Annotated in this window: 16 protein-coding genes; 10 read left to right on the top strand and 6 right to left on the bottom strand. The window is 73.7% G+C overall.

Annotated features, from left to right (window positions below; translation table 11 throughout):
* Window positions 1-136: 136 nt before the first annotated feature.
* From ACFYOS_RS11370 to ACFYOS_RS11345, 6 genes are read left to right on the top strand one after another with little or no spacing between them, the layout of a single operon-like run.
* Complete coding sequence (locus ACFYOS_RS11370) at window positions 137-865, top strand: amino acid ABC transporter ATP-binding protein (RefSeq protein ID WP_387139104.1); 729 nt, start codon at window positions 137-139, stop codon at window positions 863-865.
* Window positions 866-890: 25 nt separating this feature from the next.
* Window positions 891-1,832, top strand: coding sequence for a glutamate ABC transporter substrate-binding protein (locus ACFYOS_RS11365; protein ID WP_387138647.1), 942 nt, complete (start codon window positions 891-893; stop codon window positions 1,830-1,832).
* A 16-nt stretch (window positions 1,833-1,848) separates the two neighbouring features.
* The gene (locus ACFYOS_RS11360) at window positions 1,849-2,493 is read left to right on the top strand and encodes an amino acid ABC transporter permease (protein ID WP_387138644.1); all 645 of its coding nucleotides are present in this window, start codon (window positions 1,849-1,851) and stop codon (window positions 2,491-2,493) included.
* On the top strand, window positions 2,490-3,359 hold the full coding sequence (locus tag ACFYOS_RS11355; RefSeq protein ID WP_387138641.1) for an amino acid ABC transporter permease: 870 nt from the start codon (window positions 2,490-2,492) through the stop codon (window positions 3,357-3,359). Before ACFYOS_RS11360 ends, ACFYOS_RS11355 begins: the two co-directional genes overlap by 4 nt.
* Complete coding sequence (locus tag ACFYOS_RS11350; protein ID WP_387138638.1) at window positions 3,356-4,372, top strand: asparaginase; 1,017 nt, start codon at window positions 3,356-3,358, stop codon at window positions 4,370-4,372. Before ACFYOS_RS11355 ends, ACFYOS_RS11350 begins: the two co-directional genes overlap by 4 nt.
* Entirely contained in the window at window positions 4,372-5,115 is a 744-nt protein-coding gene (locus ACFYOS_RS11345; RefSeq protein ID WP_387138635.1) for a copper homeostasis protein CutC, read from the top strand. The genes ACFYOS_RS11350 and ACFYOS_RS11345 overlap by 1 nt, the downstream gene beginning before the upstream one ends.
* Window positions 5,116-5,212: 97 nt before the next feature.
* Here the strand turns inward: ACFYOS_RS11345 and ACFYOS_RS11340 are convergent, their stop codons facing one another.
* Together ACFYOS_RS11340 and ACFYOS_RS11335 are read right to left on the bottom strand one after the other, a co-directional pair.
* A complete protein-coding gene (locus tag ACFYOS_RS11340; RefSeq protein ID WP_387138632.1) occupies window positions 5,213-7,696 on the bottom strand; it encodes a glycoside hydrolase family 2 protein in 2,484 nt (827 codons plus the stop codon).
* A gap of 95 nt (window positions 7,697-7,791) precedes the next feature.
* The gene (locus ACFYOS_RS11335; RefSeq protein ID WP_387138629.1) at window positions 7,792-10,173 is read right to left on the bottom strand and encodes a putative bifunctional diguanylate cyclase/phosphodiesterase; all 2,382 of its coding nucleotides are present in this window, start codon (window positions 10,171-10,173) and stop codon (window positions 7,792-7,794) included.
* Window positions 10,174-10,413: 240 nt separating this feature from the next.
* On the opposite strand from ACFYOS_RS11335, the gene ACFYOS_RS11330 reads away from it, so the two are divergent.
* A complete protein-coding gene (locus ACFYOS_RS11330; RefSeq protein WP_387138626.1) occupies window positions 10,414-10,791 on the top strand; it encodes a PH domain-containing protein in 378 nt (125 codons plus the stop codon).
* Between the two features lie 34 nt (window positions 10,792-10,825).
* On the opposite strand, the gene ACFYOS_RS11325 is transcribed toward ACFYOS_RS11330, so the two are convergent.
* Window positions 10,826-11,752, bottom strand: a complete 927-nt coding sequence (locus ACFYOS_RS11325; RefSeq protein ID WP_387138623.1) for a 2-hydroxyacid dehydrogenase — start codon at window positions 11,750-11,752, stop codon at window positions 10,826-10,828.
* Window positions 11,753-11,940: 188 nt separating this feature from the next.
* Between ACFYOS_RS11325 and ACFYOS_RS11320 the strand changes: the two genes are divergently transcribed.
* Together ACFYOS_RS11320 and ACFYOS_RS11315 are read left to right on the top strand one after the other, a co-directional pair.
* Window positions 11,941-13,116, top strand: coding sequence for a PQQ-dependent sugar dehydrogenase (locus ACFYOS_RS11320; RefSeq protein ID WP_387138620.1), 1,176 nt, complete (start codon window positions 11,941-11,943; stop codon window positions 13,114-13,116).
* A 199-nt stretch (window positions 13,117-13,315) separates the two neighbouring features.
* Window positions 13,316-14,935, top strand: a complete 1,620-nt coding sequence (locus ACFYOS_RS11315) for a metallophosphoesterase (RefSeq protein ID WP_387138617.1) — start codon at window positions 13,316-13,318, stop codon at window positions 14,933-14,935.
* Window positions 14,936-14,977: 42 nt separating this feature from the next.
* On the opposite strand, the gene ACFYOS_RS11310 is transcribed toward ACFYOS_RS11315, so the two are convergent.
* The 3 genes from ACFYOS_RS11310 to ACFYOS_RS11300 all read right to left on the bottom strand — a co-directional run bounded on the left by ACFYOS_RS11310 (window position 14,978) and on the right by ACFYOS_RS11300 (window position 20,209).
* The gene (locus ACFYOS_RS11310) at window positions 14,978-17,335 is read right to left on the bottom strand and encodes a pyruvate dehydrogenase (protein WP_387138615.1); all 2,358 of its coding nucleotides are present in this window, start codon (window positions 17,333-17,335) and stop codon (window positions 14,978-14,980) included.
* A gap of 125 nt (window positions 17,336-17,460) precedes the next feature.
* The gene (gatB, locus tag ACFYOS_RS11305) at window positions 17,461-18,960 is read right to left on the bottom strand and encodes an Asp-tRNA(Asn)/Glu-tRNA(Gln) amidotransferase subunit GatB (RefSeq protein WP_387138613.1); all 1,500 of its coding nucleotides are present in this window, start codon (window positions 18,958-18,960) and stop codon (window positions 17,461-17,463) included.
* Between the two features lie 139 nt (window positions 18,961-19,099).
* Window positions 19,100-20,209 carry a WD40/YVTN/BNR-like repeat-containing protein gene (locus tag ACFYOS_RS11300; protein WP_387138609.1) on the bottom strand — a complete coding sequence of 370 codons (1,110 nt, stop codon included), beginning with the start codon at window positions 20,207-20,209 and terminating at the stop codon, window positions 19,100-19,102.
* Between the two features lie 105 nt (window positions 20,210-20,314).
* On the opposite strand from ACFYOS_RS11300, the gene ACFYOS_RS11295 reads away from it, so the two are divergent.
* Complete coding sequence (locus tag ACFYOS_RS11295) at window positions 20,315-21,274, top strand: helix-turn-helix domain-containing protein (protein ID WP_387138607.1); 960 nt, start codon at window positions 20,315-20,317, stop codon at window positions 21,272-21,274.
* Window positions 21,275-21,380: the final 106 nt, after the last annotated feature.

Genomic DNA, 21,380 nt, shown 5'->3' with positions numbered 1-21,380 from the left:
CTCGCATTAGATGGCCCCGTTAGTTCGATAAGCGCTCTACTTTGTTCGGCAATCGCAGAAAGTGGGACAGGCCGTGTCACCGACGATGGCAGCCGACCTGACCGGGCGGACCGGTTCAGCCGGCGTGGTCCGGCCGATGGTGGCGGTACGGGGGCTGCAGAAATCGTTCGGCCCGCTGCACGTCCTGAAGGACATCGACCTCACCGTGGCCACCGGCGAGGTGTTGGTCGTGGTGGGCCCGTCAGGGTCCGGCAAGTCCACCCTCTGCCGCTGCCTCAACCGGCTGGAGGTCGCCGACGCGGGCAGCATCGAGATCGACGGCGAACCGCTGCCCGCCGAGGGCCGCGCCCTGGCCCGGCTCCGCGCCGACGTCGGGATGGTCTTCCAGTCGTTCAACCTCTTCGGCCACCGCACCGTGCTGGAGAACGTGACGCTCGGACCGACCCGGGTCCGCCGGATCCCCAAGGCCGAGGCGCGCGAGCGGGCACTGACGCTGCTCGACCGGGTCGGCATCGCCGACAAGGCGGACCGGTACCCCGCGCAGCTCTCCGGCGGTCAGCAGCAGCGAGCGGCGATCGCCCGGGCCCTCGCCATGCGCCCCAAGGTGCTGCTGTTCGACGAGCCGACCTCCGCGCTGGACCCGGAGATGGTCAACGAGGTCCTGGACGTGATGGTCTCGCTCGCCGCCGACGGGATGACCATGGTCGTGGTCACCCACGAGATGGGCTTCGCCAGACGGGCCGCGGACCGGGTCATCTTCATGGACGACGGCCGGATCGTCGAGTCCGGCACCCCCGACGAGTTCTTCGCCGCCCCCCGCACCGACCGGGCGCGCGACTTCCTTTCCAAGATCCTCCAGCACTGATCCCCCCGAGGAGGGTGAAATGTCGATGAGCAAGAACGTCACGCGGCGTCGCGTGATGACCCTGGCCGCGGCCGTGGCCGTGGCGCTGACCGCCGCCGCCTGCGGCGACGGCGGCTCCGGCCCGGCCGTGCCCGGCACGCCCGGCGGCCAGAAGGTCGCCCAGTCGGTCTTCGACGCCGCGCCGGTGGCCTCGGACGCCGAGATTCCGGCCGGCTCCACCATGGACATGATCCGCAAGCGCGGCCACCTGATCGTCGGCGGTTCGCTGGACGCCCCCCTGCTGTCCCAGCAGAACCCGACCACCGGCGAGATCGAGGGCTTCGACGCCGACATGGCCAAGCTGCTGGCCAAGTACATCATCGGCAAGCCCGAGGTGAAGACGGTGACCATCGGCACCCAGACCCGGGAGGCGATGCTGCAGGCGAAGTCGGTGGACGCGGTCTTCCAGACGTACACCATCACCCCGCAGCGGGCCACTCAGGTGGCCTTCGCCGGGCCGTACCTGACCTCGGGCCTGGCGGTCGCGGTCCGCAAGGACGAGACCGGTATCAAGAGCGTCAAGGACCTCGCCGGCAAGACGGTGATCGTCGGCGCGAACACGCCGGCGGTGACCGCGCTGCCGGAGCACGCCCCCGGCTCGAAGCAGGTCGCCTTCGCCACCGACCCGCAGGCGGTGCAGGCGCTGGTGCAGAAGCGTGGCGACGCGTACGTGCAGGACTTCACCCTGCTCGCCTCGGACGCCAAGGCGAACCCGGCGATCAAGGTGGTCGGCGACCCGTTCACCACCGAGGCGTACGGGATCGGGCTCACCCGGGAGGACGCCCAGTTCAAGGAGTTCGTCAACAACTGGCTGCGCAAGATCCAGGCGGACGGCACCTGGGCCAAGGTCTGGGAGAGCACCCTGGGCTCGGTGGTCGAGGGCGGAAAGCCCACTCCGCCGGCGCTGGGCTCCGTCGAAGGCTCCTGAGGACGCACCGGTTCCGATGGACGCCCTCACCGCTCACCTCGGCGAACTCGGCCATGGGCTGGTCACGACGGTCCAGTTGACCGTCGTGACCACCATCGGCGCGATGCTGCTGGGCATCGTCGTGGCGACGCTGCGGATCTGCCCGGTGCCGCTGCTGCGCTCCGTCGGCACCGTCTACGTCGAGGTGCTCCAGAACCTGCCGTTGCTGGCACTGCTGGTGCTCTTCGTCTTCGCCCTACCGACGGTCGGCATCGCGTTCCCGCTGTTCACCTCCGCCGCCATCGTGATCGCCGCCTACGAGGGGGCGTACCTGGCGGAGGCGATCAGGGCCGGGATCAACACGGTGGGGGTCGGGCAGGCCGAGGCGGCCCGCGCCATCGGACTCACCTTCAGCCAGTCCCTGCGGCACGTCATCCTGCCGCAGGGACTGCGCGCGGTGATCCAGCCGATCGGCAACATCTGCATCGCACTGCTGATGAACACCTCACTGGCCGCCGCCGTCGGCGTCGTGGAGCTGACCCAGGCCGCCAACAACGTCAACCTGGTCGAAGCCCAGCCCATCGCGGTGTTCACCGGCGCCGGTCTTGCCTACATGCTGCTCGCGCTGCTCATCGGCCGGATCACCGGCGTGTTGGAACGAAGGCTGGCGATCGTTCGATGAACCAGACCCAGCAGATCCTCTTCGACGAGCCCGGCCCCCGGGCCCGGCGCCGGATCCGGATCGCCACCGTGCTCGGTGCCGTCGCCGTGGCCGCCGGCGTGGCCTGGGCGGTGCACCAGTTCGGCCGGTACGGCGAACTGGCCGCCGAGCGCTGGCAGCCCTTCACCACCTGGCCGATCTGGCGCTACCTGCTGGACGGACTCTGGGCCACGGTCCGCGCCGCCGCAGCCACCGCGGTGCTGAGCGCCGCGCTGGGCCTGCTCCTCGCGCTCGGCCGGCTCTCCGAACGCCGGCCGCTGCGCTGGCTCGCGGCAGCGTACGTCGAGGTCTTCCGGACGGTTCCCGTACTGCTCCTGATCTACGTGACGCTCTTCGCGCTGCCGCAGTACGGAATCAACTTCTCCCTCTTCTGGAAACTGGTCGTACCGCTGGTCGTGGCGAACGCAGCCGCCTTCGCCGAGATCTTCCGGGCCGGCATCCTGGCCCTGGACCGGGGCCAGACCGAAGCCGGCCTGGCGGTCGGCCTGCGCCGCGGGCAGGTCATGCGGCTGGTGGTGCTCCCGCAGGCCCTGCTCCGGCTCGCGCCCTCGCTGGTCAGCCAACTCGTCGGCCTGCTCAAGGACACCTCACTGGGCTTCGTGGTGAGCTACACCGAACTGCTCTACAGCGGTCAGGTGCTCTCCACGTACACCCACCTGCTGATCCAGACGTTCCTGGTGATCGCGCTGATCTACCTGGCCGTCAACGCGTCGCTGTCGAAGGTCGCCCGGGTGCTCCAGGCCCGCAACGGGCGGCCGACCCGACGGCGCACCGGCGCCCCGGAGCCGGAGGCGCCGCTGCTCATCTCAGGAGGGACCGCCCGATGAGCACCTTCCCGTACGCCGAACTGGCCCGGGTCGTCCGCAACGGCTTCGTGGAGAGCCGGCACCACGGCAGCGTGGTGGTGCTCGATCCGTCGGGCGAGGTCACGCTCGCGGCCGGCGTGCCGGACGAGCCGGTGCTGCCCCGGTCGACGCTCAAGCCGGTGCAGGCGCTGGCCTGTCTCACCGCCGCCACCGCCGGGACCGGCCCGGCCGCCACAACCCTGGTCGGGCCCGCCCTGGCCATCGCCGCCGGCAGCCACACCGGAGACGACCGGCACGTGGCCGTCGTCCGGGACGTGCTGGCCGCCGCCGGGCTGACCGAGGACGCGCTCGGCTGCCCGGTCGACTGGCCCGAGGACGAGCCGACCCGGGAACGGATGATCCGCGACGGCGAGGGGCGACAGCGGATCCGAATGAACTGCTCCGGCAAGCACGCCGCCATGCTCGCCGCCTGCGCCGCCCGGTCCTGGTCGACGGCGGACTACCTGGACCCGGCACACCCGCTGCAACGCGAGGTCGCCGCCACGGTCGCCCGCCTGGCCGGCACCCCGGTCACCACCGTCGCGGTGGACGGCTGCGGCGCGCCGCTGTTCGGGCTGCCCCTCACCGGCCTGGCCCGCACCTTTCAGGCCCTGGTCCGCGCCCCGAAGGGCAGCCCGGAGGCGCGGGTCGCCGAGGCGATGCGCCAGCACCCGGAATACGTCGGCGGCTGGCACGGACATCCGAACACGGACCTGATGCGAGCGCTGCGCGGGGCGCTCGCCAAGGGCGGCGCGGAGGGGGTGCTCGGGGTCGCCACCGCGGACGGGCACACGGTCGCCGTGAAGGTGGTCGACGGCAGCCCCCGGGCCACCACCGCGATCGCCCTCGCCGCGCTGGCCGCCACCGGGGTGGCCGTCGACGGCGCCGCCGGACTGCGCCGCGTGCCGGTGCTGGGCGGCGGCGAACCGGTGGGCGCCATCACCGCCGCCCCCGATTGGACCGCGGGACGGCCCCGCACAGAGAAGGAAGACTGATGACCACATTCGAGATCTGCATCGACAGCGTCGAGGGCGCGATCGCCGCCGAGGAGGCCGGCGCTGCCCGCGTGGAGCTCTGCTCCGCCCTCTTCGAGGGCGGGCTGACTCCCAGCATCGGCACCATCGAGACGGCGCTGCACAGCGTCGACCGCATCCGGGTGCACGTCATCGTCCGCCCCCGCGCAGGTGACTTCATCTACTCCCCGGCGGAGATCGACGCGATGGAGCGGGACGTCCGCGCGGCGGTCGCGGCCGGCGCGCACGGCGTGGTGATCGGGGCGTTGACCGCCGAGGGCGACGTCGACGTGCCAACCACCCGACGGCTGATCGAAGCGGCCGGCGGGGCCAGCGTCACCTTCCACCGGGCCTTCGACATGACGCGCGACCCGCTCGCGGCGTTGGAGCAGCTCATCGAGCTGGGCGTGGACCGGGTTCTGACCTCGGGCCAGGAGGTGAGCGTGCTGGAGGGTGCCCCCCTCATCGCCGAGCTGGTCCACCTGGCCGCCGGCCGCATCGTGGTCATGCCGGGCGGGGGCATCACCCCACGCAACATCGCCCGGATCATCGAGGCCACCGGCGCCGACGAGTACCACTTCGCCGCGCTGGTGACGTCGGACGGCCCGGCGGTGCACCGGAACCACGCCCCGGTGATGGGCGGCACGCTGCACCGCCCAGAGTACGAGCGGTCCGGCACGTCCGCCGCGCTCGTCGGTCGGGTCCTGGCCGCGGCACGAGCCTGACCCGCCCCGAGGCCGGCCTGGCGTCGCCAGACCGACTCCGGGCCGCGGACGCCGGGCCTCGTCATCCGATGGGGGGATGACGAGGGCCGGCGTCCGCTCACGAACCCGCCAGCCCGTCGTCGCCGTAGGCCGCGCGTCCGCCGATGTCGTTGACGCAGCGGAGCACCGGGCGGGTGGTGAGCGCCGCCGGGTCGAGCGCGGCATCCGCGTTCACCGTGAAGGTGGCCGACTCCCGCGGCAGCAGCGTGACCAGGGCCCGGTCGACCTGGGCGGACGGGTCGAGGCGGTCCGGGAAGAGGGTCAGGTCGCGCAGCACTGTGCGGGCCGTCACCCGGACCCGCTGCCCGCCGGCGGTCGGCTCGACCGTCGCGTCCAGCTCCGCCGCCGGCCACTCGACCTCCCGATCCTCGGCGAAGAACCACAGCGCCCGCTCCGCGGTGTCACCGGCCTCCGCGACCAGCAGCTCGCGCCGGGCCTCGTCCGGCCGCGCCAACTCCGCCGGCAGCGCCAGCACCACCGAGGAGTGCGCCGGGACGTCGAGGTCCACCGAGGTCTTCGCCCTCGGCTCCCCGCCCAGCGTGAGCCGGGTGACCGTGGCCGGCGCGTGCCACGCCTCGCCGGTCTCGTTCACCGCCACCAGGGCCAGCCCGCCGTCGCGCGGCTGCACGGTGAGCAGCCGGTCGACGTAGGCGCGGCGCAGTGCGTACCAGAGCGGTTTGCGCCGGCCGTCGCCGTCGACCGCCGCCCAGGAGGTGACCGGCCAGCAGTCGTTGAGCTGCCAGACGATGGTGCCCATGCAGACCGGCCGGTGCGAGCGGAAGTGCTCGACGCCGAGCTGGATGGCCCGGGCCTGGTTGAGCTGGGTCAGGTAGTGCCAGTCGTCGAAGTCGGCGGGCACCGGCAGGTGGGCGTCCAGCCCGCGCTGGAGCTTGCGGTCCCCGTCGATCGCCTTCTGGTGGTGCGCCATCCCGGGCGAGTCGTGCGCCAGCGGTTCGTCCGACAGGGCCCGGCGCAGGGTCGCGTACACCGGGGGCGCCTGGTAGCCGAACTCGGCGACGAACCGGGGCACATACTCCCGGTACTTCAGGTAGTCGTCGGTGTTCCAGACGTCCCAGATGTGCGTGGTGCCGTGTACGGGGTCGTTGGGATGTACGTCCTCCCGGCCGGACCACGGGCTGCCCGGCCAGTACGGCCGGGTCGGGTCCAGCTCGCCGACGACCCGGGGCAGCAGCTCCAGGTAGTAGCCGCGCCCCCAGGTCCGCCCGGCCAGCGGCTCCTGCCAGCCCCAGTCGTGCCAGCCCCAGATGTTCTCGTTGTTGCCGGTCCAGAGCACCAGCGACGGGTGGGCGGCCAGCCGGGTGACCTGCTCCCGCGCCTCGGCCTCGACCTCGGAGCGGAACGGCTCCTCCTCCGGATACGCGGCGCAGGCGAAGAGGAAGTCCTGCTGCACCAGCAGGCCGCGCTCGTCGGCCAACTCGTAGAAGTCCGCCGACTCGTACCGGCCGCCGCCCCAGACCCGGAGCAGGTTGACGTTCGCCCCGACGGCCTGGTCGAAGCGCTCGGCCAGCCGTTGCCGGGTGACCCGGTTGGGGAACGCGTCGTCGGGGATCCAGTTGACGCCCTTCACGAACAGCGGCACGTCGTTGACGTGCAGGGTGAACGCGGAGCCGTGCGCGTCGGGGGCGGTGTCGAGGCGTACCGAGCGGAAGCCGATCCGGCGGGACCAGCCGTCCAGCACCCGGCCGTCCGCCGTGCACAGGGTCACCTTGAGGTCGTGCAGCGCCGGCTCGCCGTACCCGACGGGCCACCAGAGCTCAGGGTCGCGGACGGTGAGGGTCGCGACGGCGCCGTGTTCCCCCGGCGGGACGGCGACCTCGGTGGCGGCACCGGCGACGGTGACGTGCACGGTGAGCGGCGCGTCGTCCACCCGCTCGACCTCGACGTGCAGCTCCACCCGGCCGGTGGCGCCCGCGACGGTGACCAGCGGCCGGACGGTGGCCAGCCGGGCGGTGGACCAGGTGTGCAGCCCGATCTCCCGCCAGATGCCCGCGGTAACCACGGTGGGGCCCCAGTCCCAGCCGAAGTTGCAGGCGGTCTTGCGGATGAAGTTGAACGGCTCCGGGTACGCGTTCGGCCGGTCGCCGAGCCGGTCCCGGTGCGCCTCCGCGTAGCGGTACGGCGAGCCGAAGCGGACGGTCAGGGTGTTCGCGCCGGGTCGCAGCAGCGGCCGAACGGCGAACCGGTACGAACGGTGCTGATTCTCGGCGCGGCCGACCTCGGTGCCGTTGAGGCTTACGGTGGCGACCGTGTCCAGGCCGGCACAGACCAGGTCCACCCGGTCGTCATCGCCCGGCCGGCAGGCGAAGGTGGCCTCGTAGACCCAGTCGGTCCGCCCGATCCAGGCGAGCCCGTTCTCGTTGTCGTCGAGGTAGGGGTCGGGGATGAGACCGGCGGTCAGCAGGTCGGTGTGCACGCAGCCGGGCACCGTCGCCGGCACCGCCCGGTCGGCGATCTCCGGCGGCACCTGCGGACCTGGTACGGCGCGGACCACCCAACCCTCGTGCAACGCTTGCCGACTCACGACTTCACCGTGCCTTCCGTTGTTCCGCGAACGATCTGGCGTCCACCGATGAACAGGATGACCGCCAGGAAACGGTGCTGGCGACACCCGCCAGCTCAGCGGGGTGCCGACGGAAACTCCTCGAACCACGCCTCGACCCGCTCGGCGGTGGCCGGCCGGGCGAGGGCGAAGCCCTGCCCGTAGCGGCAGCCGGCCCGGCGCGCCCCGGCCACCTGGGTGTCCGACTCCAGCCCCTCGACCACCACCGCCAGGCCGAGCCGGTCCCCCAGGTTCGCCACCACCTCGATCAGCGGGCGCTGCCCGTCGGGAGCCGGCCCGACCAGGTGCGGGCCGACCTTCAGCAGGTCGATCGGCAGCCGGCGGAGCTGGGCCAGCGAGGCGTGCTCGGCGCGGAAGTCGTCCAGCGCGGTGCGCACGCCGAGCGAGCGGAGCCCGGCGAACCGGGCCACCACGGTGGGCAGCTCCGCGGCGACCGCCGGCTCGGCCACCTCCACCACCAGGCGCTCCGGCGACACGCCGGATGCGGCCAGGGCGGCGGCGGTGCGGGCGACGAAGTCCGGCGCGGCCAGCTCGCGGGGGGTGACGTTGACGGCCATCCACAGCTCGCGGCCGCCGTCCGACCAGTCGGCGAGCTGCCGGCAGGCCCGGTCCAGCACCCACCGCCCCACCTCGCCGGCGAGGTCCAGGTCCGCCGCCACGGGCAGCAGCTCGTCCGGGAGCACGGTGCCCAGCACCGGGCTGCGCCAGCGCAGCAGCGCCTCGGTGCCCACCGGCCGCCGGTCGGCGAGTGTCAGCACCGGCTGGTAGACCAGGTCCAGCTCGCCCCGGGCAACCGCGCCGGGCAGCTCCCGCTCCAGGTCGAGCCGGCGGACGAGCTGCTCCTCCAGGTACGCGTCGTACCACTCGACCCGGTCCCGGCCGAGCTGCACCGCCCGCCGCCGGGCCAGCTCGGCCTGGCGCAGCACGTCCTCCGGGTCGCCGCCAGTGGTCTCGGCCAGCCCGACGCTGACCCGGAGCCGGGTCGACCCGCCGAGCCCCGGACCCGGCTCGGCCAGCGCCGCCAGCAGCCGGTTGCCCAGCCCGTACGCGGGCACCGGCCCGACGTCGGTGAGCACGGCGAACTCGGCACCCCCGAGGCGGGCCACCAGGTCGTCGGGGCACAGACCGGCCTGGAGCCGACGGGCGACCTCGACGAGCACCGGGACGGTCACACCCGCCCCGTCGTCGGCCCCGTTCAGGTCGATGACGAGCAGCGCGCCGCCCGCCCGGCCGGCCAGCCGACGCAGCAGTTCGCGCCGGCCGGCCAGGACGGTGAGCGGGTCGGCGGCAGGCCCCGGCCCGGCCGGGGAGTGGTCGTCCCCGACCAGCACGCGCAGCCGCGCCTCGCCGGCGGCCAACCGCTCCGCGCGCCGCCGGTGGTCGGCGGCGGCGATCAACTCCCGGATCAGCATCGGCGGGATCACCGCCAGCCCGAGGGCCATCTCGGGGGCGGTGAACTCCCCGACCGTCCACAGGTGGTGGCCGGCGGCGAGCGCGGCGATGCCGGCCGGCCCGGTCAGCCCGGGCCAGGCGGCCGGGGACGCGTCGGGTCGGGGCCGCTCGCCGGCCGCGGTACGCCAGGCACCGGCGACGGTGAGCAGCGCGCCGAGCAGCAGCGGCGGCGCGACGGCGAGCGTGGCCCGGTCCGGGGCGTCGTAGGCGAGCAGCACCACGAGGAGGGCGAGCCCGGCGAGGGTGGCCGCCGCACCGCCGAGGCAGCGCGCCGCGCCCGGCCGGCGCCGCCCCTCCGCCAGCGCGGCCACCAGCAGCACCGCCAGCCCGATCGCGCCACCGACCGTGACGGCCCACGCGACCGGCGGCGCCGCGCCGGGCGGCAGCAGCACCAGGCCGGCGAAGACCAGGCTGATCCCGAGACCGAGGACGTCGACGGTCCGGCGCAGCCGTTCGGCGGCGGAGAGCCGGGAGCGGTCGGGGAGCCGGAGCAGGGCCACGGCGTACAGCGCGGTGCTGGCGGTGAGGCCGGCCAGGGCGACCGGCAGCCGGTGCGGCGGGTCGGTCAGCGGCAGCACGGCGACGGTGAGCCCGGCGGCCAGCACGGCCACGTCGAGGATCGGCGCGACCCGCCGGGAGAGCGGCACCCGCCGGGCCGGTCGCCCGGTCGGTCCGGCCGGGATGGCGGGTGCGACGGCGGCGGGCCCGGGCGGAGCGGACCGGTTGGAAACGGGGACCAAGGCGCGGGTCGGCGTGGGAGCCCGCGGGCCCGGCATGGGGAGGCTGGCCGGGGTGCCGGCCAGCCAGGCGAGCCGGACACCGGCCAGGGCACAGCCGGCGGCGACGGTGAGCGCCGCGGCGGAGCGGGCCGGGACGAGGCCGACGGTTCCGGCCAGGACGAGCAGGGCGCCGGTGAGGGACACGACGAGGTCCGGCAGCGGCGGTCGACGACGACGGTGGTCGCCGGAGGGACGGGTGACGGGCACGGCGGTCGCCTTCGTGAGGGGGCACGGGGCGGTGCGGTTGCGGAGCGACGTGCGGGGCCAGCGGGGCGGGGCGGCGGACACGGACGACGCCGGGCGGGGGCCCGGCATGGCCACGCCTACAAACGATCCTGGACGTCCGGCGTTACGCGACCGGGCAGTGACGCCCGTCACATCTGTGCCCCGACCGCGGTTGTCCCGCCCGCCCGGAACGCGACCGGTCCGGGGTGCGATCATCGGGGGGTGAGCCGCGCCGACACCGTCCACTTCCGTCCCAACCAGGCGATCCTGGTCGCCGCGATCGTCGCGTTCATCGGCGCGCTGCCGCTGGCCACCGCCCGCTGGTGGCTGCTCTGGGTGCTGCTCGTCCCGCTCGCGGTCGCGGTCTGGGCCTGGCGGTCCGGCACCGACGCCGACGCCCGCGAGCTGCGGCTACGGGCGCTCGTGGGGCAGCGGCGGATCCCGTGGGACCGGGTCGCCGAGCTGACCGCCGACGACCGCGGGCGGGGCGTCGTCCGGCTCGACGACGGTGAACTGCTCGTGCTCCCCGCGGTACGCGCCGACGACCTGCCCCGGCTGGTGTCGGCCACCGGGCAGCAGCTGACCGACAGCGCCGGCTGACGGTCGCCGCCCGAAGGCGGGCGACGCCCACCCGTCAGTAGCCGTCCACCACCCGGTTCGCCAGCGGCTCCCCCGCCACGAAGCGGCGCAGCTGCTCCCCCACCAGCCGGTAGGCCCGCGGCAGCAGGCCGCGTACCGAGCCGGCCACATGCGGGGTGAGCAGCACGTTCGGCAGCTCCCACAGGGGATGGTCGGCGGGCAGCGGCTCCGGGTCGGTCACGTCCAGCGCGGCCCGCAGCCGCCCGGAGGTCAGCTCGGCGACCAGCGCCGACGTCCGGGCCACCGGGCCACGCGCGGCGTTGACCAGCAGCGCGCCGTCCGGCATCGCGGCCAGGAACTTCTCGTCGACCAGCCCTCGGGTCCGCTCGGTCAACGGCACCAACAGCACCACCACGTCCGCCTCGGGCAGCAGGCCGGGCAGCTCGTCCACCCCGTACACCCCCTCGGCCGGGCGCGCGGAGCGGGCGACCAGGGTGAAGGTGACCTCGAACGGGGCCAGCCGGGCCTGGACCGCCGCGCCGATCGACCCCGCACCGACGATCAGCACCCGCTTGCCGGCCAGCTCGTCGGTCGGCGCCACCTCGTCGTACGCCCACTCCCGTCGGGCCTGGGCGCGGGCCAGCGGGCCGAAGCCGCGCAGCGCGGACAGGATCGCGGCGACCACCCACTCGGCGGTGCCCGAGTCGTGCACGCCCCGGGCGTCGCAGAGCGTCACCCCGGCGGGGATCCGCCCCACCCAGGCGTCCGCCCCGGCGGAGAGGAGCTGCACCACCTGGAGGTCGGGCAGTTCGGTCAGCAGGGCGCCGGCGTGCGGGCCGGCGAGGAAGGGCGGTACCCAGAACCGCACGTCGGCCGCGGACGACGGGAGCCGGGTCGGGTCCTCCAGCAGCTCCACGGTGACACCGGGCGGCAGCTCGCCGAGGAGGGCGCGGCCGGCGGGGTGCGGGATCCATACCTTCACGACCGCCGACGATAGCCGCCCGGCCGCTCCGGCCGGCGGGGGACGGGGTACCCGGACCCGTGCCGACGGCTCTCCGCCGACCGCCGCGTGACGTCGCGCGGCGCGTCCGGGTGGGGAGGCGGCGCACCTGCGGAGTGTCCGGTTCCGTCGCGACCGGATCGCGACCCGGCCCGGCTACGCTGGGGCGGGTGAGCGCGCGTCCCCCGTACCTCCGCACCGGCCGCCTCCGGGCGGCGCTGGCGGCGTCCTGCGCGACGCTGCTGCTCGGCACCGCCGGCTGCGCCTTCGGCGAGCCGGAACCGGACCCGGCCGGCGAGCCGCCCAACCTGCCGACGCCCTCCGCCTCGGCCAGCCCCGGCGGCGCCGGACAGCAGGTGGTGGCCACGGTGCTGGCCAAGGGGCTGGCGGTGCCGTGGGGGATCGCCTTCCTACCCGACGGCGGCGCGCTGGTGACCGAACGCGACAGCGGCCGGATCCTCCAGGTCGGCCCGACCTCCGGGCCCACCGGGATGAACGTGACCGAGGTGCAGACGGTGCCGGACGTGGCGGCCGGCGGTGAGGCCGGGCTGCTCGGCATCGCGGTCTCCCCGACGTACGCGAAGGATCGCGCGGTCTTCATCTACTACACCACGGCGGAGGACAACCGGATCGCCCGGCTGGAGCTGGGCAAGCCGCCCACCCCGATCCTCACCGGCATCCCCAAGGCCGGGAACCACGACGGCGGCGGCCTCGGCTTCGGCCCGGACGGCTACCTCTACGCCAGCACCGGGGACGCCGGGGAACAGGCCGCCGCCCAGGACCCGAAGAGCCTCGGCGGCAAGATCCTGCGGATCACCCGGGACGGCAAGCCGGCCCCGGGCAACCCCACACCGGGCTCCCCGGTCTGGTCGCTGGGGCACCGCAACGTCCAGGGCTTCGCCTGGACGCCGAACAAGCGGATGTACGCCGTCGAGTTCGGCCAGAACACCTGGGACGAGATCAACCAGATCAACAAGGGCGGCAACTACGGCTGGCCGCACGTCGAGGGGCGCGCCGACGACAAGCGGTACGTCGACCCGATCGTGCAGTGGCGCACCGCCGACGCCTCCTGCTCCGGGCTGGCCGCGGTGCAGCGGCTGCTGGTCACCGCCTGCCTGCGCGGCCAGCGGCTCTGGCTGGTGGAGCTGACCGCGAACGGCACCGTGCTCGGCCAGCCCCGCGAGCTGCTGACCGGCAAGTACGGTCGGCTCCGGGCGGCCGCGGTCGCCCCGGACGGCTCGGTCTGGGTGAGCACCTCCAACCGGGACGGGCGGGGCAGGCCGACTCCGGAGGACGACCGGATCCTGCGGCTGGTCTTCGCCGACGGCGGGGCCGGACGCAGCTGACCGGCCGGCCGGCGCCCCGGCCGGCGACGGCTCCAGGTCGCGGCGTGGCATCAGACGCGCCGAGCTGGAGTTGTCGGCGACGGCTCCAGGTCGCGGCGCGGCGTCAGACGCGCCGAGCTGGAGTTGTCGGACAGGTGAGAAGAACAGCGCTTCCCCCGGGTTTGCCAAGATCCTTCATCGGGCAGGACAGAATCTCAGCATGGACGGCCAGGAGAACGAGCAGCGCAGCACCGGGGACGAGACGACCCCGGCGACCCGGCGCGCCCGCCGTTGGGCGTTCCTGACCCGGCGGGGCGGACCGTCGCGGGGCCGGCTGCGCCGGCTCGGCGCGGTGCTGGCCCTGCTCGTGGTCACGCTGACCGGGATCGTCGCCGGCACGTACGCCGGTGGGCACGTGGGCACGGACATCGGTCCGTTCCGCGCGCAGCTCAGCCTCAGCCCGTCGCTGAGCGGCGGGACCACCGTCGACATCCCGCCGCTGGGCGCGTTGAAGCTGGACAGCCACAACGGTCCGGCGTACCTGACCGTGGAGCTGGGCGCGCTGGACCAGCGGCGTACCGAGGCGCTGATCGACGACCCGGCAAGCATCAGCCGCGCCAGCCAGTCGGCCGTCGAGGACGTCCGGGCCGGGGTGATGCGCCTCGGGCTGAAGACCCTCGCCTCGGCGGTGCTGGCCACCCTGCTGCTGGCCGGGCTGGTCTTCCGCGACGGACGCCGGATGGCCTGGGCGGGCGGCCTGGCGCTGGCGATCACTGCCGGCAGCCTCGGGCTGGCCGCCGCCACCATCCGCCCGCAGTCGATCGAGGAACCCCGCTACGAGGGGCTGCTGGTCAACGCGCCGGCGATCGTCGGTGACGCGCGGCGGATCGCCAACGACTACACCAAGTACGCCGAGCAGCTCCAGCGGCTGGTCGGCAACGTCAGCAAGCTCTACACCACGGTCTCCGCGCTGCCGGTCTACCAGCCGGCCCCCGGCACCACCCGGGTGCTGCACGTCTCCGACATGCACCTCAACCCGACCGGTTGGTCGCTGATCCGGACCATCGTCGAGCAGTTCGGCATCGACGTGGTGATCGACACCGGGGACATCACCGACTGGGGCAGCGAGCCGGAGGCGTCCTTCGTCGGCTCGATCGGCCTGCTCAAGAAGCCGTACGTCTACATCCGAGGCAACCACGACTCGGCGCGGACCGCCGCGGCGGTGGCCCAGCAGCCGAATGCCATCGTGCTGAACAATTCGACGGTCACGGTGTCCGGGCTGACCATCGCCGGCATCGGCGACCCCCGGTTCACCCCGGACAAGGAGACCTCGCCGGCCGGCAGCGGGCTCACCGCCCAGGTCGCCAACCAGGTGATCGGGGCCGGCGAGCAGCTCGCCACCACGGTGACCAACTCGCCGACGAAGGTGAACATCGCCCTGGTGCACGACCCGGCCTCGGCGGGACCGCTCTCCGGGACGTGCCCGCTGGTGCTGGCCGGGCACCTCCACCAACGGGAGGTGTTGAAGCTGCCGCAGGCGTCCGGCGAGCAGCCGACGCAGCTGATGGTGGAAGGTTCCACCGGTGGGGCCGGGCTGCGCGGCCTCGAGGGCGAGAAGCCCACCCCGCTGACCATGACCGTGCTCTACTTCGACCCGCAGAAGCTGCTCCAGGCCTACGACGAGATCACCGTGGGCGGCACCGGGCAGTCGCAGGTCAACCTGGAACGGCACGTGATCCGGGATCCGACGAAGGGTGACCAGGTGCCGGTCACCCCGACCCCCACCCGCGGCGGCCCGGAGTCGGCCAGCCCGACGCCCAGCCCGACCACGACCGGCTGACCCGGCCGTCCGTCGCAGACGTCGGACGGCCGGGAACGGGCCTCAGCGCAGCGAGAGGGCGGCCAGGGCGGCGTTGACGATGCTGCCGGGCAGCAGGTCGTGCAGCTCGTACAGCTCCTGGACGCTGCCGGACTGGCCGAACTCGTCCACGCCGAGCGGCACCGCCGGCGCGCCGAGCGCCGAGCCGAGCCAGGCCATCGCGTGCGAGGCGGCATCGTGCACGGTCACCACCGGCACCCGGTCGGCGAAGGCCGACCGCAGCGCGCCGGGCACGCTCGGCACGGTCGCCGTCCGGACGCCCTGGCGCAGGGTCCGCTGCCAGGCCCGGTAGAGCCGGTCCAGCGAGGTGACGTCCACGACGTGCGCGGCCACCCCCTCCTCCGCCAGCTCCGCGGCGGCGGCCAGGACCTCCGGCAGCACCGCGCCGGAGGCGGCGAGCTGCACGACCGGGGCGTCCGCCAGCTGGGGGTACGCCTCGTGCGCGTCGACCAGCCGGTAGGCGCCCGCCACCACCTGCCGGCGCAACACGGCGTCGCCGATCCGGGCCCGGGCCGCCTCGAACGGCGCCTGGTCGATCGGGCGGGTGCTGAGCCGGAAGTAGTACGCCCCGTCCTCGGCCGGCGCGGCGGTGGCGGCGGGCGCCGCTCCCCCGGCGATCTGGCCGAGCGCGTCGCAGAGCAGCCAGTCGAGGCTGCCGGCGTACGCGGGCTCGACGAAGGTGACACCGGGCAGTTCCAGCCCGACCGAGGCGGTGATGGTGGACTGGTGGGCGCCGCCCTCGGGGGCGAGGGTGATGCCGGACGGGGTGCCGGCGACCACGAACCGGGAGCCGGAGTAGGTGCCGTAGAGGAACGCGTCCAGGCCGCGCAGCACGAACGGGTCGTAGACGGTGCCGACCGGCAGCAGCGGCTGCCCGGACAGGTCCCAGGAGAGGCCGAGCTGGCCGAGCAGCAGGAACAGGTTCATCTCGGAGATGCCCAGCTCGATGTGCTGGCCCGCCGGGGACTCCGTCCAGCGCAGCATCCGGTCCTCGGTCCAGGACCGCTGCTCGGTCGGGGCGAAGACGCCGGTCTTGTTGATGAAGCCGGCCAGGTTGGTGGAGGTGGCCACGTCCGGCGCGGTGGTGACCAGGTAGGGCGCCACCTGCGGGTCGCGGGCGAGGTCGACCAGCACCCGGCCGAAGACCTCCTGGGTGGAGACGGGCTTGTTCGCGCGTACCTTGGTGGTCTCCGGGACGGTGACCCCGAGCGCCCGCTCGCGCGGCGGGCGGGACAGCGCCTCCCGGCGCTCGCCGGCCCGGATGCCGGCCGGGGACGCCGGGTCGAGGCGGTCCCACTCGCTGTCGGCGGTCAGGCCGTAGGACTCGCGCAGCGCGTCGACCTGCTCGGTGGTGAGCAGCGCCGAGTGGTTGCGCGGGTTGCCGGCGATGGGCAGCCCCCAGCCCTTGACCGTGTACGCGAAGACCACGCTGGGCCGGTCGGTGACCGCGTCGCACTGGGCGTACGCGTCGAGCATCGCCTCCAGGTCGTGCCCGCCCAGGTCGGTGACGAGCGGGCCCAGCTCGTCGTCGGGGATGTCGGCGATGAACTCGGCGATCCCGGCCGGCGCACCGTCCAGGAACTGCTTGCGCAGGGCCGGCCCGGCCAGCCCGAACAGCGACTGGTACTGCTCGTTCGGCATCAGGTCGATCCAGTCGCGCAGCGCCTCGCCGCCCGGCCGGGCGTACGCCTCGGCGAGCTTGCGGCCGTACTTGACCTCGACGACGTGCCAGCCAGCGGCCTCGAACTGGCCGCGCCACTGGTTGATCCGGATGCCCGGGACGACCCGGTCCAGCGACTGGCGGTTGAAGTCGACCAGCCACATCACGTTGCCCAGCCCGGTGGTGGCCGGGTCGGCGACGGCCTCCCAGATGTTGCCCTCGTCCAGCTCGGCGTCGCCGATCAGCGCGATGAACCGGGAGTGCGGGCGCTGGCCGAAGTGCGCGTCGACGTAGCGGCGGGTGACCGCGGCGAACAGCGGCGCGGCGGCACCGAGGCCGACCGAGCCGGTGGAGAAGTCCACCTCGTCGGGGTCCTTCGTCCGGGACGGGTACGACTGGAGCCCGCCGCGCGCCCGCAGCTTCGGCAGGTAGGACCGGTCGAGGTTGCCGAGCAGGTACTGGATGGCGTGGAAGACCGGCGAGGCGTGCGGCTTGACCGCGACCCGGTCCTCGGCGTCCAGGTGGGCGAACCAGAGCGCGGTCATCGCGGTGACCAGCGACGCGCTGGACGCCTGGTGGCCGCCGACCTTCACCCCGTCGCCGGTGTTCCGGTCGTGGTTGGCGGCGTCCACGATGCGGGTGGCGAGCCAGAGCACCCGCCGCTGGATCGCGTCGAGGACGTCGAGGTCGTGCTGGTTCACGGTGACTCCATCCGGGCGTCGCCGTTGACGCCCTCGCGAGGGGGTGGCGCGGGTCGCGCGCGTACTCCGGGGGAACGTGCCGGAGGCCACCGCCGGGTCACGACGGCGGCCTCCGGAGGTGGGTCTCAGCCCTGGACGCCGAGGCGCTCCAGGATCAGTTCGCGGACGGTCTTGGCGTCCGCCTGGCCGCGGGTGGTCTTCATGACCGCGCCGACCAGCGCGCCGGCCGCCGCGACCTTGCCGCTGCGGATCTTGTCGGCGATCTCCGGGTTGGCGGCGATCGCCTCGTCCACGGCGGCGGTCAGCGCGCCGGTGTCCGAGACGACCTCGAGCTTGCGGTTGACCATGATCTCCGTCGGCGAGCCCTCGCCGTCGATCACGCCCTCGAGGACGATCCGGGCCAGCTTGTCGTTGAGCTTGCCGGCGTCGACCAGGCCCTGCAGCTCCGCCACCTGGCGTGGGTTCGCCCCGACGTCGGCCAGTTCCACGCCGGACTCGTTGGCCCGGCGGGACAGCTCACCCAGCCACCACTTGCGGGCGGCGGCCGGGGTGGCCCCGGCGGCCACGGTGGCCTCGATCAGCTCGGCCGCGCCGGCGTTGACCACCGACTGCATGTCCAGGTCGGACAGGCCCCAGTCCTGCTGGAGCCGCTTGCGGCGCAGCCGCGGCAGCTCGGGCAGGGCGGCCTTCAGCCCGGCCACCCAGGCCGGGTCCGGGGCGAGCGGGACCAGGTCCGGCTCCGGGAAGTACCGGTAGTCGGTGGCGGTCTCCTTGGACCGGCCGGGCGTGGTGTCGCCGGTCTCCTCGTGGAAGTGCCGGGTCTCCTGGGTGATCTTGCCGCCGGCGTCCAGCACGGACGCCTGGCGCAGCATCTCCGAGCGGACCGCCCGCTCGACCGAGCGCAGCGAGTTGACGTTCTTGGTCTCGGTGCGGGTGCCCCACTCCTGGCCGGGCAGGTTGAGCGAGGTGTTGACGTCGCAGCGCAGCGAGCCCTCCTCCATCCGGACGTCGGAGACGCCCAGCGAGCGGATCACGTCGCGCAGTTCGGTGACGTACGCCCGGGCCACCTCCGGTGCGAGCGCGCCGGTGCCGGGAATCGGCTTGGTGACGATCTCGACCAGCGGGATGCCGGCCCGGTTGTAGTCGACCAGCGACTCGGTGGCGCCGTGGATGCGGCCGGTGGCGCCGCCGACGTGCAGCGTCTTGCCGGTGTCCTCCTCCAGGTGCACCCGCTCGATGCCGATCCGCACGGTCTCGCCGTTGACCTCGACGTCCAGGTAGCCGTCGACGCAGAGCGGCTCGTCGTACTGGCTGATCTGGAAGTTCTTCGGCATATCGGGATAGAAGTAGTTCTTCCGGGCGAACCGGCACCACTCGGCGATCGAGCAGTTCAGCGCCAGGCCGATCCGGATGGTCGCCTCGATGGCGGCCTTGTTGGCCACCGGCAGCGAGCCGGGCAGGCCCAGGCAGACCGGGCAGACCCGGGTGTTCGGCTCGCCGCCGAAGTCGGTCGGGCAGCCGCAGAACATCTTGGTGTTCGTGCCCAGCTCGACGTGGGTCTCCAGGCCGATCACCGGTTCGTAGCGCGCGACGACCTCGTCGTACGCGGGAAGTGTCGTCGTCATCTGAGCTCCAGGCGCGATCCGGACGGAACCGGTCCAGCCTAATGGGGCTGCGTACGGTCACCTCGCCCGGGTTTGCACACCCGGCCGCAGCCGCCGCCGGCGGCCCGCCCGAGGTGCCGACCTCGGGCGGGCACCCGGGTCAGCGCTCCTCGGTGAGCCCGAGGTACATCACCTGCGGGTCGACGGGGTTGAAGGCGACGCTGGTGATGCTGTCGTAGGTGTTGTGCTGCGAGGTCAGCCGGCCGGTCGACGCGTCGTACCGGTAGAGATCGGTGCCGTAGTTGGAAAACCACGTGCCGAACTCGAAGTACAGCACGTCAGGGTCGACCGGGCTGGGCCACAGCGGGTTGCCGTTGTACAGCGTCGCCTGGAGGCCGTCGAGCACCGACGCGAAACTGCGGCCGCCGTCGGTCGAGCGCCAGATGTGCCGCACGCCGTTGTCGTTGTCGGTGTCGCTGAGGTCGTAGCCCTCCACCCACACGGTCTGCGGGTCCGCCGGGGAGATGGCCACGGTGAAGCCGTTCGACCGGCCGGGACCGGTCCCGGTCGACTGCACCCAGCTGTGGCCGCCGTCGAAGGTCACGAAGGTGACGTCGCCCATGGTGCCGGCGACGACGTGGTCCCGGTCGGTCGGGTCGACGGCCGCCTTGTAGAGGAACACGGCCGGGCCGACCGGCAGCCCCACCGGAGCCCAGGTGGCGCCGCCGTCACCGGAGTCGTAGACCTGCCCGGCCTTGCTGACCGCGCGCAGGACCTGCGGATCGGCCGGATCCACGGCCAGGGCGACCACGCCGTCGTCCGGGACCGGGCCGTCGACGGTGGTGATCCGGTCGCCCTGCACCCGGTAGATGGGCTGGTCGTTGATGCCGTACACGTACGCCGTGTTCGCCGGCCCGCCGGCGACGTCGTACGCCGCCAGGTCACGGTCCGTGGTGCCGACCTGCTGCCAGCTGCAGCCGGCGTCGGTGGAGCGCTGGATCGCGCGCTTCGAGATGGCGACCAGGGTGTTCGGCGTGCTCAGGGCGGCGATCTTGGTGTAGGCCACCGGGGTGAGAGCGGTCGCGGTACGAGCCAGGACGGCGCCGTCGGTGCGCGTGAAGGTCGCCGAGCCGTCGCCCTGCACCACGCCGCACTGCGGGCGGTGCCACGGATCGGCCCCGGCGGCCGCGGGGACGGCGGAGGAGAGGTTGACGGCACCAGCGGCCGTGACGGCCAGCACGAGAAAACCGCTGAGTCGGGAGAAGATCATGATGCATGTCTAGACGTGGACATGCGCCGATCGCCACAGTTTCGGGGTGTCCGAGCCCGGCCATGGCCTGGATCGGACACCCCGCGAGGCGGGAAGGGGGCTCGGATGTTCGAGTCGTTGGGTCTGACCCCGGTGGAGGAGTCGGTCTACCTGGCCCTCCTGCGGAGACGACAGTCGAGCGTGCCGGAGCTCGCCCAGCAGGTCGGGGAGAGCCTGCGGGTGGTCCGGGCGGCCACCGAACGGCTGGAGGACCTCGGCTTCGTCAGCCGCCTGGTCGGCTCCGGCACCCGGCTGGTGCCGACCCGCCCGGACGTCGCCGTGAACGCCCTGGTCGTGCGGCGCACCGAGGAGTTCACCAAGGTACGCCGCGCCGCCGAGCGGATGGCCGAGGAGTTCCCGCAGGAGCTGCTGACCAGGCCGGACCAGGTGCTCGAGATCGTCACCGGTCGGGCCGCCGTCGAAGCCCAGTTCGTCCAGCTCACGCACGGTGCGACTACTGAGCTGCTGGTGCTGGACCGCCCCCCTTACGCCCAGGAGGTGGCGTCCGCGAACGTGTCCGAGACCGAACTGCTCGGTCGCGACGCCAGCGTACGCGGGATCTACGCTCCGGAGGCCTTCGAGCTGCCCGGCGCCTACCAGCAGGCGATGGCGTCCGTGGCGGCGGGGGAACAGGCGCGGGTGCACACGGACGTGCCGCTGAAGCTGGCGATCGGCGACCGGTCGGTGGCGCTGCTGCCGCTGGCCAGCGAACGAGCGGTGGACGCCGCCCTGGTGGTCCGCGCGCCGATGGTGGTGTCGGCGCTGGTGAAGCTCTTCGAACTGCTCTGGGTGCAGGCCACGCCGCTGCCGGCCTGGGACCCGGACCGGCCGGCGACGGAGGGCGACGACCTGGACCTGCAACTGCTGGGGCTGCTCGCCACCGGCCTCAAGGACGAAGCGATCGCCCGGGAACTCGGGGTGAGCGTACGCACCCTGGGCCGACGCGCCTCCGCCCTGTTGACCGCGCTCGGTGCCCGCACCCGCTTCCAGGCCGGGTTGCAGGCCGGGCGCCGCGGCCTGGCCTGAACCCGCGACGCCCGCCTCGAACGCTCGCCGAGGTCCCGGGGCCGATCAGCACCGGACGCGACCGGCGCCGGCGGAACACCACCGGCGCCGGTCACCCGGGTGTCGC

Source organism: Micromonospora sp. NPDC005806 (genome assembly GCF_042871425.1).
Taxonomy (GTDB): Bacteria; Actinomycetota; Actinomycetes; order Mycobacteriales; family Micromonosporaceae; genus Micromonospora.
Note: the sequence above shows the minus strand (reverse complement) of the source record. Positions and strands in the feature narration are given on the sequence as shown.